The organism is Bythopirellula superficialaquae, assembly GCF_059632245.1.
On record NZ_CP197426.1, the window covers coordinates 2,807,179 to 2,824,627 of the forward strand.

Annotated in this window: 14 protein-coding genes; 8 read left to right on the forward strand and 6 right to left on the reverse strand. The window is 53.9% G+C overall.

Annotated features, from left to right (window positions below; all coding sequences use genetic code 11):
* Positions 1 to 23: 23 nt before the first annotated feature.
* Positions 24 to 3,854, reverse strand: a complete 3,831-nt coding sequence (locus SH678x_RS11530; protein WP_496918596.1) for a LamG domain-containing protein — start codon at positions 3,852 to 3,854, stop codon at positions 24 to 26.
* Positions 3,855 to 3,887: 33 nt separating this feature from the next.
* The gene (locus tag SH678x_RS11535; RefSeq protein ID WP_496918597.1) at positions 3,888 to 4,283 is read right to left on the reverse strand and encodes a CBS domain-containing protein; all 396 of its coding nucleotides are present in this window, start codon (positions 4,281 to 4,283) and stop codon (positions 3,888 to 3,890) included.
* Between the two features lie 301 nt (positions 4,284 to 4,584).
* Between SH678x_RS11535 and SH678x_RS11540 the strand changes: the two genes are divergently transcribed.
* On the forward strand, positions 4,585 to 5,730 hold the full coding sequence (locus tag SH678x_RS11540; protein WP_496918598.1) for a hypothetical protein: 1,146 nt from the start codon (positions 4,585 to 4,587) through the stop codon (positions 5,728 to 5,730).
* 3 nt (positions 5,731 to 5,733) lie between these two features.
* Here the strand turns inward: SH678x_RS11540 and SH678x_RS11545 are convergent, their stop codons facing one another.
* Positions 5,734 to 7,398, reverse strand: a complete 1,665-nt coding sequence (locus SH678x_RS11545) for an outer membrane protein assembly factor BamB family protein (protein WP_496918599.1) — start codon at positions 7,396 to 7,398, stop codon at positions 5,734 to 5,736.
* A 148-nt stretch (positions 7,399 to 7,546) separates the two neighbouring features.
* Here SH678x_RS11545 and SH678x_RS11550 point away from each other — a divergent pair, with 148 nt between their 5' ends.
* Genes SH678x_RS11550 through SH678x_RS11575 form a run of 6 tightly spaced genes read left to right on the forward strand, consistent with a single transcriptional unit; the run spans position 7,547 to position 13,428 of the window.
* Positions 7,547 to 8,338 carry an SDR family NAD(P)-dependent oxidoreductase gene (locus tag SH678x_RS11550; RefSeq protein WP_496918600.1) on the forward strand — a complete coding sequence of 264 codons (792 nt, stop codon included), beginning with the start codon at positions 7,547 to 7,549 and terminating at the stop codon, positions 8,336 to 8,338.
* 21 nt (positions 8,339 to 8,359) lie between these two features.
* Complete coding sequence (locus tag SH678x_RS11555) at positions 8,360 to 9,775, forward strand: DUF6513 domain-containing protein (protein WP_496918601.1); 1,416 nt, start codon at positions 8,360 to 8,362, stop codon at positions 9,773 to 9,775.
* Positions 9,762 to 11,171 carry an aminodeoxychorismate synthase component I gene (gene pabB / locus SH678x_RS11560; protein ID WP_496918602.1) on the forward strand — a complete coding sequence of 470 codons (1,410 nt, stop codon included), beginning with the start codon at positions 9,762 to 9,764 and terminating at the stop codon, positions 11,169 to 11,171. Before SH678x_RS11555 ends, pabB begins: the two co-directional genes overlap by 14 nt.
* Positions 11,172 to 11,180: 9 nt before the next feature.
* A complete protein-coding gene (locus SH678x_RS11565; RefSeq protein WP_496918603.1) occupies positions 11,181 to 11,846 on the forward strand; it encodes an anthranilate synthase component II in 666 nt (221 codons plus the stop codon).
* A gap of 11 nt (positions 11,847 to 11,857) precedes the next feature.
* Positions 11,858 to 12,466, forward strand: a complete 609-nt coding sequence (locus tag SH678x_RS11570; RefSeq protein ID WP_496918604.1) for a DUF447 domain-containing protein — start codon at positions 11,858 to 11,860, stop codon at positions 12,464 to 12,466.
* A complete protein-coding gene (locus SH678x_RS11575; RefSeq protein ID WP_496918605.1) occupies positions 12,463 to 13,428 on the forward strand; it encodes a hypothetical protein in 966 nt (321 codons plus the stop codon). The genes SH678x_RS11570 and SH678x_RS11575 overlap by 4 nt, the downstream gene beginning before the upstream one ends.
* Here SH678x_RS11575 and dapA read toward each other — a convergent pair.
* The gene (dapA, locus tag SH678x_RS11580; RefSeq protein WP_496918606.1) at positions 13,425 to 14,312 is read right to left on the reverse strand and encodes a 4-hydroxy-tetrahydrodipicolinate synthase; all 888 of its coding nucleotides are present in this window, start codon (positions 14,310 to 14,312) and stop codon (positions 13,425 to 13,427) included. The two genes, SH678x_RS11575 and dapA, sit on opposite strands and share 4 nt — an antisense overlap.
* Positions 14,313 to 14,425: 113 nt before the next feature.
* A complete protein-coding gene (locus SH678x_RS11585) occupies positions 14,426 to 15,142 on the reverse strand; it encodes a pyridoxine 5'-phosphate synthase (protein WP_496918607.1) in 717 nt (238 codons plus the stop codon).
* A 328-nt stretch (positions 15,143 to 15,470) separates the two neighbouring features.
* Between SH678x_RS11585 and SH678x_RS11590 the strand changes: the two genes are divergently transcribed.
* Positions 15,471 to 15,806 (forward strand): hypothetical protein, encoded by a 336-nt coding sequence (locus SH678x_RS11590; protein WP_496918608.1) that lies wholly within the window; start codon positions 15,471 to 15,473, stop codon positions 15,804 to 15,806.
* A gap of 118 nt (positions 15,807 to 15,924) precedes the next feature.
* Here the strand turns inward: SH678x_RS11590 and mgtE are convergent, their stop codons facing one another.
* Positions 15,925 to 17,283: a magnesium transporter gene (gene mgtE, locus SH678x_RS11595; RefSeq protein ID WP_496918609.1), complete on the reverse strand. Its 1,359-nt coding sequence runs from the start codon at positions 17,281 to 17,283 to the stop codon at positions 15,925 to 15,927.
* Positions 17,284 to 17,449: the final 166 nt, after the last annotated feature.

Sequence of the window (17,449 nt, forward strand, 5' to 3'; positions counted from 1 at the left end):
ATTCGCTGCCCGATTGCAATAAACTACCGCGTTTCGATCCAGCGAATAATCCGCACCCCTGCGGGCCGTCCCCCTTGGTAGATTGCGTTGACTTCACCGGGACAGATCGCACGACTGTAAACTCGCACGTCGTCGAATCGTCCATCAAAATAGCCTCCCGACGCGGTCAACACTCCTTCACCAATCTTGAATGCTCCTGTGTTGGTGCCGTAGTTCGAGGTTGATGATCCCCCCGAACCGACTTCGCTGCCGTTCACATAGAGGCGCAAGTTTGTGCCTTCTCCCACTGCGACGACATGCGACCATTTGGACATCGCCAGCGGTGCTGTTGCACTTATCGATCCCCCATTGCTGGTCCAAAGATCAATGCGGTCCGTCTGTGTATCGATACCCAACTCGATCAAGCCGTTTTGGCCAACAAACGACTTGTCAGGCGTCAGGCTATCGGGGCGGACCCACACAGAGAGTGAGAATTTTTGCAATCCGTTCAACAAGCTCTTGCCAGCCGTGACATATTGGCTCGATCCGTTCAACTCAACCGCCGTCCCGTTTGCGGAGTTCGTCCCCCCCACGTTCAGTGTAGGATTGCCTACATAAGTCGCATTGTTACCTCTAACGCTCGAATCGATCGCAACGGTCCCGTTCGATTCGTTGAGTTGCCATCTCGCGATCACACCAGCCAACTTGGCAATTTCAGAGTTAAACATGGGCCGATTGTAAATACGAAAATCGCGGATCGAGCCTTCAAAGTTGTTTAGACTTCGCGTACCAGAGCCAAACCGCAACTTTCCAGGAGTTTGGTCTTTCATGGCAGTCGTCGAAAGTCCCGTCTTGTCTAATTCCCCGTTTATATGAATCGAATAGTTGTCGGTGTCGGAATCATATTGAGCAACCACGTGATACCAACGGTCCTCAAAATCCAACGGCGTAGTTGTGATAAAGCCACCCTTAGACCCATTGGTCGAGAGATCGCAGCTAATCAATCCGTCCGAGCCTTGCCACACCTCATAATTGCCCTTGATCCCCCATAAGCGTTGGTTTCTGGCCGGAGTACCGGTGCTACGAAACCAAAAGGCCACCGCACCTTGAGCGGGTGGATCAAAATTATTTGTTGTTACTGCCGAATCATTGAAACCATCAAAATCTAAAGCCGTGTTGCCGGCGCAATCGCTGCTCCAAGTCGCTCCACTAACTGACGCATTATTGCCGGCACCCGAGGAGTCAGCGACAATTGTTCCCGTGCCTTCGTTAAAGGCCCAATGGCCCATTAAGCCAAACAACTCGCCAATTTCCTGATCGCTGAGGGCCCTTTGATACAACCGCAGTTCATCGAGTGTTCCGCGGAGGCACTGTGAATTACTAAAACCTCCGCCGACGCTGTCTTGCTCTTGAGCAACGATCAAACCACCGACATCAATTGAGTAGGGCGTGCTCCCCGCGCTGATCGATTTGGTTCCCATCGAAACCTTATCGAGATACATCGTTGTCGTATTGGTGTCAGCCAACGAAACAACAACAATGTGATGCCAGTTGCCGTCGGCGATTGAGGGAATTCTCCATGACTGTGTACTTCCATGACAATAAATTCGAAACTCAGTGTGGCTGCCGAAAAACAACAAAAATTCATTGTCCTTCGCAGTGTTATTACCGCTTACGATACTTTGCTCACCTGTGTGAGTCGTCTTAATCCAAAACGACGCCGAAACTGTCGAGGCATCATGGATTACTGCTCGCGGCAGTGATAGATACTCGGCCAAAGTGGCGCTATTAAAAGTCGTGGCTAAATCATAAACGCCGGTTTGCCCCAGCGTCGGATTACTCGTGAATGTGCCATGATTCTCGGCCTCTGAACTATCCGCGGCTATTGTTCCCGATATTTCTTCTAACTTCCAATACCCAGCATTGCCATAGAGCTGTGCAATTTCCTGTGCCGTCAGGGACCGGTTGTAAATCCGCACATCATCAAGCGTCCCGTCGGCTGCGAACTTATTAGTGCCGCTTCCTGGGCTAGCGATACCTAACTTCCACGTTGAGGTCCCTTGCTCGAAAGCCGCTTTGTTGGGCGTGAAAGATTGGCTCGATTCCAGTTGGCCGTTGACATACAGTGAGAGATTACCGGTCGCTCGTTTTACAACGACCACCACGTGATGAAATGTTCCCGATGCGAATGTGTTCGTGGAATTGGTCTGCAGAATACTTCCATCTGCGAACGGATGAGCCATCCCAAATTTTTGTTCGTACGTGTACCCAAGTCCGCAAATGGCCCCGTTCTTTATAGCCAAGGCGTACGTACCGTCGTTCGTAGTTCCTGTCCCTGGCGGCACGCTCGCTGGCTTAAACCACATGGAAAGCGAATAGTCATCTTCCTGCACGTCTTGCAACGACTTCGAATTGGGAATTGTCACATAATCGTCGCCATTTGTGTAATTGAAGCGATGACCATTACCGCGTACCGCTGTTCCCCATCCTGCCGTTCCTGACACGGTGCCGTTATTTCCAGCCCCCGAAGAATCCGCAGCTGTCGTGCCAGTGGTTTCATTGAGTTTGAAATGCCCGACCAACCCGTAAACCGCGGCAATTTCCGCTTGCGATAATGCGTAATTGTAAATTCGCACGTCATCGATCCGACCATCCATGTCGTAGATCGCGGCGCCATTGCCGTGCCGCCCCACAACGGTCGCCGTGCCTTGACCACTGTAGTTAATTGTAGCCGTTACAGTAGCAGTCGTTACCAAGACACCATCGATATAGATTTTCAGCGTGTCCGAAGCGTCATCGAACGTAAACGCATAGTGATGCCAACCCGCTCCCACGGGAGCAAACGTAGCACTTGTCGTCAGCCACGTAGAGCCGTTATAGAGCACGGCTCGCACCGAGTTAGCAGTCAGTCGAAAGTTCACATGGTCGCCTATGGAAACGATCTCCGCGCCCGAAGAGTCGGGCGCATCGAGATCCACCCACGCCGCCATGCTGATATTCGCCGGATTGCCTAACTCGCTGTTGGTTTGAATCTTCGTCGTGCCGTTAAAATCAAACCCATTATCGCGTACCGCGGAAACCCAAGTTGCCGTCCCTGTGACGGTCCCCGTGTTCCCATCACCCGATGAGTCCGTCACAGCCGTACCACTTGTATGATCGAGCTTGTAATGCAGTAATAACCTTTTACCCGTGGCCCATTGCAAGGACTTTTGGAGTATCAGCAAACCGTCGGAATTGAGCACGCTCCAATTGAAGCTGTCGCCCCCCCACGGCAGATGAACGCGACGACCTGCTGCCGTGCTATTTCCAGCGACCGTATTGGCCAAGGTTGCGCCAATATCAACGACCGTCAGGGCTTTGTTTCCCCAATGTTGTTCGGCAAGAATTGTTAATCCAGAGGCAAATGTGGGATTCATCAACGTCATCGGCTGGCCCGAGGAATTGAAAATCGTCAGATTGCCCGTGTTAAAAGAACTCGTAATCTCGTGGGTGTTGTTGGTGATGCTGATTTGCGTGTAAGACGTGGTATCCCAGCCAGGTGCGGTCGACAGGCCAAAATTGTCATCGAGATAGCGTTCCTCGCAAACAACCCCTTTGGAACAGTTACGAAGTTTGTCCGCTAATTCCCAGTCGGTCACCGTACATGGGATATATACGACATCTGCCACCGCAGTAGCCGCATCAATCGTGGCTTGGCTAGCACTGTCGAGAATCGTATTGACCGTGAAACCCCAGGTTTGCAACTGAGTCCGGCGCGCGGTTTCGCCCGCGTTAAGAGTGCTGGTATCAGTAAACATCAGCACCGTTTGGGCCGATGCGCTAAGACCCGTCAGCCAAAACAGCAAGAGCACGGCAACGACGTGAGGAACTCGCATTAGTTGACGTACTCTTTTTTAATTGCGAACTAGTTAAAGGACACACGCCATCAACGTGGCTTCGTAGATACCCTTGAGCACATCCCGCCGCGAAATCAGGCCGACAATCTGCCCATTCTCAACCACAGGGATACGCCGCACGCGGTGCATAATGCACAGGTCTGCCACCTTGCGAATCGGATCGTCAGGGGCAACAAAGATCACATCCGTGGTCATGTGCTTAATAACTTTTTCCTGCCGAACGTCCACGTCGTAGGCCATTGCCAACAGTGCAAACTCCGTAATCACGCCGATCAACTTGCCGTCGTCATCAACAACCGGTAAGCCCGAAATTTTCCTACGCATCAGCGTTTCAATTGCCTCCTGCACCGTCGCATTCGGGCTGATGGTCAACACATTGTCGGTCATGATGTCTTGAGCAGTAAGCATATTCTCCCTCGTCCTTGGTGTGATCGTTGGCGTTCGATTTGCTGAGGGATCAGCGAAATCTCAACACAAAAATAGGTCAAATCCTTCGGGAGAGGGTCGCGGTTTTCCCTATGTACTCATGGTTTTCATGCTTTCCAGGCTCATTTTTTGGAGACGTATTTCCAAGTGACTGATTGAGATCATGCCTACAACTGCTACAGCCCACACCGTGCACAAAAAACGAATAAAAAAGAACGTTTATCCCGGTTCGTGCGTAAAACCGATAGCATTCTCATAACATGCAAGACCAGGGCCGCCTTTGATGCCAGCCACTTTGTCAAACAAACTTTCGCATGCCGCGTTGGCCTTTCGCGGCTACAACGTAACTAATTTGGGCCGCACGCCCGAATTGCTCGATGTGCCAGCATATCGAAGCATCGTCGAATATGAGCTAGTCCGATTCGGCCATGTCTGTGCGGAAGTTACGAACAAACATGTCGATTTGGTCCAGCACGTTACCGATCGTCAAGAATTTGGCATCGAAACCTACGCCGAAGCCATCGCTTTGATTGTCGCGGCGGAAGTCGCCCAGCTTCGTTTGCTGCAAGAGATCTTTGAAATCGACACAACCCGCGTCGGCTTGTCGTTTGGTTACAGTCTCGGCGAACTTGTCGCGGTGAGTTGTGCGGGCATCATGGCACCCGATCACATGATTCGCGTCCCGTTGGCCATGGCAGCCGATGCGGTTGAACTCGCAGCCGATGTCACGATGGGGGTTCTCTTTTCCCGCGGACCATCGATCAAGCTAACCCAAGTCGAGCGGCTGTGTGAACTGATTACCTGTGAAGGTCAAGGAACTATTGGTGTCTCTTCGATTCTGTCGCCCAACAGTTATTTGTTGTTGGGACAACGCGACACCATCAATCGTTTTCGCGCTTTAATGAAGCATTCACTGCCACACCGTGCCCAGCTGCGCGTCAATGAGCATCGCTGGCCGCCGTTGCACACAGCAATTGCCCGACAGCGATATATTCCCGATCGTGCATCGCTGATGATGGAAACCTTGCCCGACGGCAACGTCCCCCCTTCCCCACCTGTGCTCTCACTTGTTACGGGAAAGCAGAGCTACATCGACACTTCACCCCGGGAAATTCTGCGAGATTGGGTCGACCATCCTCAACGACTTTGGGACGCGGTGGATTACACCTTAGCAGCTGGCATCGAAACCGTGATTCACGTTGGCCCCGAACCCAACGTCATTCTCGCGACATTCAACCGCCTCAGTGAAAATGTTCGCGAGCAAACCCGCGGCAATTCGTTTAGCAGCCTCAGCTTGCGAGCCGTGTCGGGTATTGCAAGAAACTCGTGGCTGGCTGGCTTGCTTCCGGCAAGAACAAATTTGCTCCGCGCGCCCTATGTCGAGCAAATCATTTTGGAAGACTGGCTGCTAGAAAACGCCCCCAAATGATGTTCACTTCTGCGCCGTTGCGACGGGCTTTTCTACCATTGGCATCTTGAGACAAACGGCTTGCTCGTTGTTTCTTAGCAGGAAGTACGGGGCGCTAAAGGCCGGATTATTCCACGTGACCTGCTCGGGCGGAAAAACTCGCATCGCGGCAAGCTCTCGATATTCCTCGGGATTTGGATCGATAAGAATAAGTTCCCCGGCCTCGGAAAGCACCACCAAAACATCACCAATCAGCATGATCTGGCCATGGCCGATCGCGGGGACGCGGCGTTTCTTCCATTGACTCTTACCTTCTTCAAGATCGATGCATTGAAGAATGCCTCCGTCGAGGCCATAAACATAACCGTCGCGAATGACGACGTTGCCCATTTTGGTCTTCATCACCTTGCGGATCGTTGGGCTCCATAAAGGCTCGGCCACGATCTTCCCCTCTTCATCCCGCGACAATTGCAGAAGTGAAGATCCAATTCCATAGCCTTTGGATAAAAACAGCTGGTCACCGGGCAACGGAATCGGCTGCGAAGCCGTGGCATCGCTGTCGCTGTTTCCAGGCCATTCATGGGCCCACACGATCTCCCCGTCCGCCACACGGTGGGCGGTGAGCAAATCTTCGTTGATGCTTAAAATCAGTTTCTCGCCCAACAACTCAGTAACCACGGGCGTCGCATACGACGATCGGTTCTGCCCGGCCGACCAAATGATTTCCCCCGATTCCGCATCATAAGCAACTAGGGAACCGGTCGGCGAACCGACGCTCAGCACAACCAAGGTCGGACCTTCCGCTTGCTCGACAATCAACGGAGAACTTGCTTTTCCCCACATGATATTGTCGATCTTGCCCTCGGCATGCGTATCGTGAGCCCACAGTTTTTCCCCCGACCGCGCATCAAGGCAGTTAAAAATCCCCGTGGCTCCAACCGTATAGACTTTGCCATCAAAAACGATTGGAGTCGCTCGCGGTCCGATGCCGCCCAGGGCCCCTGCGCCGATCGGATCAAAACGGACCGTATCGGCATGGCTCCAGACTGTTTCACCTTCAGGATTATCGGTGCTAATGCGATAACAAACGACGAGTTCTTGGTCACCACGCTGTTCTTGTGTGATGGCATAGTCTCCCACCAACGCAAAGCCAGACCAACCCGCCCCCACATCAGTGCGCCATAGTTCCTGCGGCGGGTTCACCGACCAATCGGTCGCAAGCTCCACGCCAGGAACCTCCGCCCAATAGCCATTGCCCAAAAAGCGAGGATAGTCGTGCGGAGTTGTTTGCCAATCTTGGATGATATTGGTCGAAGTGACAGGAACCGATAACGTCTCGTCATGCTTAGCGCCCCAGCGCCACTGCCAGCCCACAAAGCCCACGTCGCCGTTGTTGACCAGTTCAATCGCCGAAAAAAAGGCAATCCCGAGTCCCCAAGGAATCAAGCCAAGTGCCAATCTCTGCCGACGGGGTAACCCACTACACAACAGCGTCCAAGTCGATAGACCAAGAGAGAAAATGATTGTTCCCACCATCAAGACGGTGTTCTTGATGTCCTGGTCTTCTCCCGAAAACTGAAATCCCAGGCAAATCACCGCGGCGAGTACGAGCCAAATGAGTGGGAACCTACGCAAGCGCACGCGCGTTGCCGGTTCAATGCCACGCCACTCAATTTCAGAATTCGCCATGAAGTACTCGATGATGTTTCACCAAATGCACGCTGGAACTATCGTAGAAATCAGCGTCAGATCTGACAACTCGGATTGCGGTATGCCTCTCGTCAACCAAGCGACGGCAAGCGATAATAAACCTTCGACCTCTGTAACTTAATTCACCATGCCAGCTGACATTTCACAATCGTTCGACGGAAAATGGGCCCTGGTCACAGGCAGCTCCGGAGGAATCGGTGCGGCCATTGCCACCCAACTCGCCGCGGCGAAGTGCAATCTCATCCTTCAGGGGCATCGGCACAAAGATAAAGCGCGGAAACTGGCTGCGATGTTACAACAGGAAGGTGTTTGCGTTGAAGTGATCCCTTGTGATTTGGCGGATTCAGCCAATTGCCAGACACTGGCCGATCAAGCCTGGAGCATCGCGCCGCTTGACATCTTAGTGAATGGTGCCGGTGCAGACGTGTTGACCGGTGAAGCGGCTCAAGGGAATTTTGAGCAAAAGCTGACCGCTTTATGGAACGTCGACGTGCAAGCGGCAATCCTGCTGTCGCGGGCGATTGGTGCCATGATGAAGAAACGCGGCCAGGGTACGGTCATTAACATCGGCTGGTCGCAAGCGGAAATCGGCATGGCGGGCGACAGTGGCGAATATTTTTCCACGGTCAAGGCCGCCGTAGCGGCCTTCTCACGGAGCCTAGCGAAGTCACTGGCGCCGTCAGTGCGAGTCAATTGCGTCGCGCCGGGTTGGATTCAAACCAAGTGGGGCGAATCGGCAAGTGACTACTGGCAGCAACGTGCCAAGAGCGAATCGCTGCTCGCCCGCTGGGGACAACCCGACGACGTCGCACGAGTGGTCCGTTTTTTAGCATCAGAAGAGAGCGCCTTTGTGAACGGTCAAACAATTCACGTCGACGGGGGCTTCGCGGGCTCTGCCGACGAACGTGGCTGGAGTTAATTCGCAACAGCGTCAACGATCATGGCACAGGAGCACATTCAATTTGTCACGGGACGTTTGGCTCGCCATGCGCTTGAACAATTGCTCCCTGGTCTGGCTCAAACGGTTGGCTTTACTTACACAATCGATGTTCTGCCAATTACCGTCGCTGCTTTGATGTCTCCGGTTTGGATCTCAAAACATATCCAAATCGACCCTCGGGCGACTCGCGTCATTATTCCCGGATACTGCGAAGGCGATCTCACGCCGTTAACAGAGTTAACCCATATTCCCGTCGAAGTCGGTCCCCGCGATCTACGGCAGCTCCCGCGATTCTTTTCAGCGGAGACGACCGCAACGGAATACGGGGCTTATGACATCGAGATTTTGGCAGAAATCAATAATTGCCCACGTCTGTCGCTGGGCGAAATCCTAGCAGTGGCCGAGCAATATCAGCTTGCGGGCGCAGATATTATTGATCTTGGATGTGACCCTGGCCATACGTGGTCCGGAGTTGCCGAGGCCGTTGCTGCTTTGCAAGATCGAGGGCTGCGGGTTTCGATCGACAGCCTGAATCCTCAAGAAATTGCCGCCGCTGCCAAAGCGGGAGCCGAATTGGTGCTGAGCGTTAATTCGTCGAATCGTGCTGCCGCCGCGGATTGGGGAATCGAAGTCGTTGCAATTCCGGATGATCCTCATTCCCTGGCCGGTCTGAGCGACACGATTGAGTTCCTGGCCGCAGCCGACGTGCCGTTGCGTATCGATCCTATTTTGGAACCGATTTCTTTCGGTTTTGCCCAGAGCCTCGGCCGATACCTGGAAATACGCCGCCGCTATCCCGATGCCGAAATGCTAATGGGCATCGGCAATTTGACCGAGTTAACGGACGCCGACTCCGCAGGAATCAACACACTGTTGCTTGGCTTTTGCCAAGAACTTGGCATTCGCAGCATCCTCACAACACAAGTCATCAATTGGGCCCGCACAAGTGTTAAAGAATGCGACCTTGCCCGCCGCTTGATGTATTACGCGGTCAACAACCAGTTGTTACCAAAGCATGTGGAATCTCGGTTAGTCATGTTGCGAGATGAGCAGCTTGCTGCCTCCACGATTGATGAACTCACCAAATTGGCCAACGAAATTCGTGACAACAACTATCGCATTTTTGTCGCCGAGAATGAAATACACTGTATATCCAGTCAGCTAGAATTGCACGATCGCGATCCCTTTTCCTTGATGGAACAGCTTCGCCAAGCCGGACCCCACGGCAGCTTGCCCACGAATCTTGATCCGAGTCATGCCTTCTACCTCGGCTATGAAATGGCCAAAGCGAAAATCGCCCTCACGCTCGGCAAGAACTATGTGCAGGATGAAGCACTTGATTGGGGATTGGCGACCGAAAAAGAAAATCGGCATTACCTGAAACGCGCTCCGCGGGGTCAACGTGAGCAAGATTGATTTCCCCGTCATCGTCGAGTTGCCAGCGAAATTGACAGCAGTCGCGGCCTTTGAACGGCTGTCTCGACTCCCGCACGCCGTTTTTTTTGACAGCGCCAGTACGAATGGCCGGCTGGGTCGCTATTCGTTCGTGGCAGCCGACCCGTTTAACTGGCTTGAAGCCCAATCAAACGGAGGCGATCTCTTTGCGAAACTGGCGCAGAGCATACAGCAATTCCAATCCGAACCCATCTCCGGCCTTCCCCCGTTCCAAGGAGGTGTGGCGGGGCTGTTTGGCTACGAACTTAATCGCAGTCTTGAACAATTGCCGAGCCCGCGTTTTACCGATTTTTCTGTCCCCGATTTGGCTGTCGGATTGTACGACGTGGTGCTCAGCTTTGACCACCAAGAGAATAAGGCTTGGTTGATCTCACACGGTTTCCCGGAACTTGATCCAAAGCGTCGGCAAGCGCGGGCGCATGCTCGGCTCAACGAATTTTTGAAGAACCTTTCTCTGCCTGTAACTGACGTTAGCCAGAAGCCGACTGAGAAGATTTCCAAGCAGGCGTTGGCTCCTCAGTTTGATGTCGGACTGGGCGACGTCACCAGCAACATGTCCGCCGAGCAGTATCAACAAATGATTCGACAAGCCGTCGAGTACATCCACGCCGGCGATGTGTTTCAAGTCAATCTGGCCCAGCGGCTGCTCGCCCCGGCTAAAACCGACGCCGTTTCGCTTTATCTCAAACTCCGCGAGAAAAATCCCGCGCCTTATGCGGGCTATCTCGACCTAGGCAATTGGCAGATTTGCAGCAGTTCTCCTGAATGTTTCCTACAAGTTCGAGACAACATCGCTGAAACCCGCCCGATCAAAGGCACCCGTGGCCGTTCTCATTCCCCCGAGGCGGATTTATTCGTTGGCGACGAACTGCAACTCAGCGCCAAGGATCGGGCTGAAAATGTGATGATCGTCGATCTGATGCGCAATGATTTTGCGCGTGTCTGCACAATAGACAGTGTTTGCGTTACCGAGCTTTGCCAAGTGGAAACTTATGCCCATGTCAAACATTTAGTGTCTGCCGTCCGAGGCACTTTACGACCGAATGCGTCGTCGCTCGATTTGCTGCGAGCCTGCTTTCCCGGCGGGTCGATTACCGGTGCCCCTAAAATCCGAGCGATGGAAATCATTGCCGAACTCGAGCCAACCGCGCGAGGGCCGTACTGCGGTTCACTCGCCTATATTGGCTTTAACGGCCAGATGGATAGTAGTATCTTGATTCGTACGATTACCGCTGGTGGCGGATGGTGGCAGATGCCCGTCGGTGGCGGTATTGTCGCTCAATCGGATCCTCTTGATGAATATCGGGAAACCTGGCATAAGGCCCGTGGTTTGTTGCAGTCGCTTGAATTGGGTTAAGCCAACTCCATGATTTTGTTGATCGACAACTACGATAGTTTTGTTCATAACCTGGCGCGTCATTTCCAACGACTCGGTCAGGAAACGCTGGTCGTGCGTAATGATACGACAACTCCCGCCGATGTTCGACATCTCAAACCGCAAGCGATTGTCCTTTCACCAGGACCATGTACGCCGACTGAAGCAGGTTGCAGTTTGGATTTAGTTCGCGAGTTATCTGCCGAGATTCCCATGCTCGGTGTTTGCTTGGGCCACCAAACAATCGCTGCCGCTTTTGGTTCTAGAATTGTTCGTGCCATTGAACCAATGCATGGCCGCACTTCGGATGTCTGGCACGAACAAACAACCCTGTTTCGCGAAGTTCCTTCGCCTTTTACCGTGTGTCGTTACCACTCGTTGATCGTGGAAGAAGCCAGTTTACCTGCTGAATTTGCAGTTACAGCGCGCACAGGGGATGGCACAATTATGGCAATCGAGCACCGGCGATTTCCCGTCGTTAGCGTGCAATTTCATCCCGAAGCGACCCTCACGCAGTTCGGTTATCAGTTGCTCGCCAACTTCCTGCGGATGGCAGGGATTGATGCCAACGTGAACCCCCAAGAAATTGCCGCCAAGGAATTGCGCTTGTCACAAAATTACAAACCCCACTTGCCGACTCGGCCAGTCACCTTTTAATGGGAAACTTCATGTCCACGGATTCCGTTCCCCAACTTGGTGCAACCGGTCGAATTCTCGAAGGGATCGTCACCACGCATAATTCGGCAGGTGCGATCAACATTGCTCCCATGGGGCCTGTGGTCGACGACGAGTTTGAAACATTCGTACTGCGGCCGTTTCAAACTTCAACAACCTTTGAAAATCTGGTTCAAACTCGCGAGGGCATACTGCAAATCACCGATGATGTGGAACTCTTCGCCGCAGCGGCAATTGGACGCGTGGAAAAACCCACGTTTTTATCGGATCATCCGTTGGTGCTCGCGAATGCCTGTCGCTGGTTTGAATTCAAGGTGATTTCGATTGACGACTCACAGCAGAGATCATGCATCATTGCTCGAACTCAAGCTCGCGGTACGCTGCGGGACTTCTTTGGCTTCAATCGTGCCAAACACGCCGTGATCGAAGCCGCGATCTTAGCCACGAGACTGCATATCTTGCCATCGGAGGAGATTTTGGCGGAGCTTGTACGTCTGCAACCTCTGGTCGACAAAACCGGCGCTGCCGGCGAACACCGTGCTTTTGATCAGCTCCGGCAGCATATCGAGCAAACACTTGCGGCGGAGTCAACACGATCATGAAACGCCGTGTCGAAGTTCATACCCATTGTCGCCTGCATTTCGGGCTCACGAGTCTCGGGCATGATGCCGATCGCCCACAATTCGGTGGCATCGGGGCCATGGTTGCTGCGCCGGGCGTGGAGTTGGAGATCACCGCGGCCGATCAATTCCAAGCCACAGGGCTTTTGAGTGATCGCGTCATCACATTTGCTGATTCCATCGCTGATCACTTGCAGCTATCGATTCTGCCGCAGATCTGCATCAACGTTCGCGCAGCTTCGCGTGAACACACGGGTCTCGGCGTGGGAACACAACTTGGCTTGGCCGTGGCGGCGGGAATTGCTGAAGCCATGGGCTTCCCCTGGCGTGATCCCGTCAGGCTCGCCCAACTGACGCGGCGCGGGCGGCGTTCAGCCATCGGCACGTACGGTTTCCTACTCGGCGGATTCATCGTCGACGCAGGACATCTTGCCAACGAACCACTGGGAAGTCTCGCTTATCGAGGCGAATTCCCGGCCGAGTGGCGCTTCCTGCTGATCACTTCCAGCAATCTCCAAGGACGCGCCGGGCTGGAAGAAACTCGCACGATCGCTAAATTGCCAGCGGTTCCGTCGTCTGTAACCACTGAATTGGAAAGTCTCACTCAGCTCGAACTTATCCCTGCGCTTGAAGCCCGTGAAATCAGCAAGTTCTACGAAGCACTCTATCAATACGGTTGCCTCGCCGGAAAATGCTTTGCTCCCGCGCAAGGTGGGATTTTTTCTTCACCGGAAACGGCGCGGCTGATCGCTTGGCTTCGTGCCCAGGGAATCACCGGCGTCGGCCAATCCTCATGGGGGCCCACGGTGTTTGTTCTGCTGCCTGACCAAACCTCTGCCCAACAACTTTGTCAAGCACTTCTCGCCACTTCAGAATTCCGCGGCTACGAAACCCTCATCGCCCCCCCCGCCAATACCGGGGCCAACATTCAAGTTACTGATTAAAGCAAACCGTATTTCGTTAGCGTCTTACGCAGCGAGGCTTCTTCGTCCTTGGTGAGCGGCGTCATCGGCAAACGCAATTCGCCCGTGTCGCGACCCAGCATTTTCATCGCGGCCTTGATCGGAATTGGATTTGTCGCCAGTCCCAACATGTCGCGGCAGAGCGGGAACATTTTGTAATGCAATTCTTGGGCTTCCGCGATCTTGTTCGCGTTGAAGGCCGTCAGCATCGCAATCACGTCCTTGGGAACGACGTTCGCCGCGACGGAAATCACGCCACCACCACCCACAGCCATGATCGGCAGCGTCAAACTGTCGTCGCCGCTCAGTACCGTGAGGTTGGTATTGGCCAACACAGCCGAGGCTTGATCCAGCGAACCCGTGGCCTCTTTCACGAGGGCGATGTTCTGCAATTCGGCCAGTCGGATGATCGTTTCCGGCTCAATGTTTTTGCCGGTTCGTCCCGGAATGTTGTAAATGCACTGTGGCAGGTTCGTTTCTTCGGCCAGTCGCTTGAAATGCTCGTAAAAGCCTTGTTGAGTGGGCTTGTTGTAATACGGAGCTACCTGCAGCGCGCCATCAGCACCAGCTTTTTCGGCCGATTTTGTCAGCCGCAACGCTTCCGCCGTGCTGTTGGAACCGGTGCCTGGCATCACTTTGATGCGGCCATCGACGGTTTCGCAGACGAAGGCAATCACCCGCTCATGTTCGTCGTGCGAAAGCGTCGGCGATTCACCGGTCGTTCCCACGGGACACAAGCATGCCACTCCGGCAGAGATTTGGAACTCGACTTGTTCCTTGAGACGGTCGTAGTCGACTTCATCATTTTTGAAGGGCGTGACAATCGCGACCGAAACGCCGGCAAATTCCTGACCTTTTCTTTCCATTACTTGATTCCTCCCTGGATTGTATTACTCATGATCTCACGCCCCGTGGAATCCCGCATGATAGCGACTCAGGCCGTCGGCCTGCAATCGCCCCATCCGCTAGAGGGCCATCTTCAGAGGGTGATCAGCCGTTTCATATCGCGGACCGCCTGTTCGAGCCCCACCATAATCGCTCGCGACACAATGCTGTGCCCGATGTTCAGCTCGCACATATTGGGGATCTCGGCAATCGGCCGCACGTTGCGGTAAGTCAGTCCATGCCCAGCGTGCAAGATGAGCCCCGCATCGTGAATCTGCTTGCCGGCCACGATCAAACCGGCCAGTTGTTTGCTTGCCGCGAATTCCGCCGCGGCATGGGCGTAGGCACCCGTGTGCAGTTCCACCGCGGTTGCGCCGGTGGCAATTCCTGCTTCAATCTGCGCCGGATCGGGATCGAGAAACAAACTGACTACAATCCCCGCCTCCTGCAACCGCTTCACGGCGTCGGTCACACGTTCTCTTTGCCCGACAACGTCCAACCCTCCTTCGGTGGTCACTTCCTCACGGCGTTCCGGTACGAGCGTGGCTTGATGCGGGCGAGCATTACAAGCAATGTTCAGTACGTCGTCGCTGCAAGCCAATTCCAGATTCAGCTTCACGGCCACGGTCTGACCTAACAGAGTCAAATCGCGTTCTTGAATGTGGCGGCGGTCTTCGCGCAAATGCAGCGTGATGCCATCGGCACCGCCGAGTTCCGCCAGCGTGGCCGCCCAAACAGGGTCTGGTTCGTTCGTCATCCGGGCCTGACGCACGGTGGCCACGTGATCGATGTTGACTCCCAAAGTGGGCATATTCGCGGTCTCTAAAACTTCAATATGTTGGGGCCGTTTGTAACGGTTGTAACCGCCACGCTTCAGCGGACACACCCAGCCAACGGCGGTTCACGGTATCCCGAGATAGGCTCAAAAACCGGAGTGCGGTTCCTACTCACATCATAACGATTCAACGCGCGTTTGTAAGCTAAGCTTTGACAAACGGGCACGCTACAGAAACGGAAATAATGCTCGTTCAATACTTTTCACCAGCGGAATCTTGTCTGACGGAAGTCGAACTTCAAACCACTGAAATCGCCTGCCGCTCACCGCTCAATACCTTGCGTTAGCATCCAGGAATACGTCCATGAATTGCGAAAAACTCGCGGGCTTGATTCAGGAAATTCAACCCGAAGCCTCCGCTCAAGACGTGGCACGATTGTGTCTTTTGATCACGAACAATGCCGACCGTTTGGACGAACTGCATGAAGAAAAAAATCTTCGTGCCGCCTGGAGCGAAATGGGCCTCAAGCTTCAATTCGCGACCGACCAACATGCCGCGATGACCTACGAATTGGAAGAACTGGCCAGCTCCGATCCGGAGAAATTCAGCAAAGACCAAATCTGGGTTCTCATTCGTGCGATCAAAGTGCAGAGCCAAGTCCTGCAAATGTATGTGGGCCAGCCGCTGCTGGATGTTTAAAGAATTCTGATTTATTGATTCTTATCAGCGTTGATCAGCGTCCATCAGCGGTTAAGAACTTTGCTGCCCCGGGTGGACGGTCGGCAGAACCTCCCGATCACCCGGGGCTAAATTTAGCCTACAGACTCGACTTGAGCAGCCAGCCTGCGACATTCATATACAGTACGATGCCCACAATATCGCTGATGCCCGCGATAAACGGGGTACTCATCAACGCGGGGTCAAAGCCCAGCCAATGAAATAACAGCGGCAACAGCGATCCTAACAGCGTGCCGCAGGCCACCACGAGCACAATCGTGAGTGGCAACACGAGCGCATCGATAAACGAGGGAGCCATAAAACAGCCCACCATGTAGCCGATGATCGAGAGGCAGCCCCCTAATAAGAAGCCGATCACCAGTTCACGCACAACGACGCGCCGCCAGTCGGAGGGCGAGATTTCTTTGGTCGTCAAAGCGCGAATCATTAACGTCGCCGATTGGCTCCCCGAATTTCCTCCCGTGGAAATCACGAGCGGCACGAACCACGCGATCCACGCAAATTCTTGCACACTGTCGTTATAAGACCGCATAGCAAAGGTGGTAAACAACGCCCCGGCGAACAATAAGGCCAGCCACCCTGCCCTGTGTCGCGTGAGCTGCATCCAGGGGGTAGCTAAATAGGTTTCGGTCAGCGGCCCCACGGCACCCGCCAAGTGCGCGTCGCGGGTTGCTTCTTCTTGCAATACGTCGATCACGTCGTCGTGCGTAATAATGCCGACGAGGCGTTGCTCGCTGTCGACCACCGGGATCGCCAGAAAGTTATAATCCGCAACCTTCTCAGCCACGGTTTCTTGATCGTCGGTTGCCACCACCGTGACTAAGTCGCGAGTCATCAACTCGGAAAGCAGCAGGTTAGGCTTACCGATGTGCGTAACTAGCTGCCGCGCCGACACGACTCCCCGCAGGTGCATTTCGGCATCGACGATGTAGATGTAATAGATCGTCTCGAAGTCGTGCGACTCGCGACCAATCTCTTCAAGGGCATCGCGAACCGTGAGCGTCTCGGGCAGGAACGCCACTTCGGTGGTCATCAACGCCCCGGCGGTCCCTTCCGGATAGGCTCGCAGGCGAAGAATGTCGCGGCGTTCCTTGGTCGGCACCAGGGCCAACACTTCTTCCACGATCACCGGGTCGGCCTTTTTCATCAGGTCCACCCGGTCGTCGGGGGGCATATCCGCGATGAGTTGGCTGACTCCTTTGGGATCACTGGTTTCAAGAATCGCCACCTGCATCTCTTCGGGCAGATAGCTAAAGATCTGAGCCCGCGTGTTGCGATCCGCGGCCTGCAAAACAGCCCACGCTTCGTCGGGAGACAGACCTTCCATGAATTCCGCCGTGCGAGCTGGATGCAGCGCGGTGCAGAACTCCTGCAGCTCGCCCAGGTCGTGGGCGGCCAGCATTTCGCGTAGTTCCGGCAGGTAAAGCGTGTTAATCATGGATACCGAGCATCAAAACGTGTGAGGGAATCTTGCAGTGTATCTGTTCAATCATTCCCTGGGCAGGCTTCATTTTCGATGACAACCCTTGAAAGACTACCCCAGAAATTTGGCCACCCCCACACCAACGATCTGCGTTAAACCATGAACTTTGGGCGCTAATGAC

Excerpts from the sequence above, each read along its gene's own strand:
- SH678x_RS11535 (WP_496918597.1), bottom strand. The coding sequence starts at position 4,283 with ATGCTTACTGCTCAAGACATCATGACCGACAATGTGTTGACCATCAGC.
- SH678x_RS11585 (WP_496918607.1), bottom strand. The coding sequence starts at position 15,142 with ATGCCCACTTTGGGAGTCAACATCGATCACGTGGCCACCGTGCGTCAG.
- SH678x_RS11540 (WP_496918598.1), top strand. The coding sequence starts at position 4,585 with ATGCCAGCCACTTTGTCAAACAAACTTTCGCATGCCGCGTTGGCCTTT.
- SH678x_RS11555 (WP_496918601.1), top strand. The coding sequence starts at position 8,360 with ATGGCACAGGAGCACATTCAATTTGTCACGGGACGTTTGGCTCGCCAT.
- mgtE (WP_496918609.1), bottom strand. The coding sequence starts at position 17,283 with ATGATTAACACGCTTTACCTGCCGGAACTACGCGAAATGCTGGCCGCC.
- SH678x_RS11550 (WP_496918600.1), top strand. The coding sequence starts at position 7,547 with ATGCCAGCTGACATTTCACAATCGTTCGACGGAAAATGGGCCCTGGTC.
- SH678x_RS11570 (WP_496918604.1), top strand. The coding sequence starts at position 11,858 with ATGTCCACGGATTCCGTTCCCCAACTTGGTGCAACCGGTCGAATTCTC.
- SH678x_RS11590 (WP_496918608.1), top strand. The coding sequence starts at position 15,471 with ATGAATTGCGAAAAACTCGCGGGCTTGATTCAGGAAATTCAACCCGAA.
- SH678x_RS11565 (WP_496918603.1), top strand. The coding sequence starts at position 11,181 with ATGATTTTGTTGATCGACAACTACGATAGTTTTGTTCATAACCTGGCG.
- dapA (WP_496918606.1), bottom strand. The coding sequence starts at position 14,312 with ATGGAAAGAAAAGGTCAGGAATTTGCCGGCGTTTCGGTCGCGATTGTC.
- SH678x_RS11545 (WP_496918599.1), bottom strand. The coding sequence starts at position 7,398 with ATGGCGAATTCTGAAATTGAGTGGCGTGGCATTGAACCGGCAACGCGC.
- SH678x_RS11530 (WP_496918596.1), bottom strand. The coding sequence starts at position 3,854 with ATGCGAGTTCCTCACGTCGTTGCCGTGCTCTTGCTGTTTTGGCTGACG.
- SH678x_RS11575 (WP_496918605.1), top strand. The coding sequence starts at position 12,463 with ATGAAACGCCGTGTCGAAGTTCATACCCATTGTCGCCTGCATTTCGGG.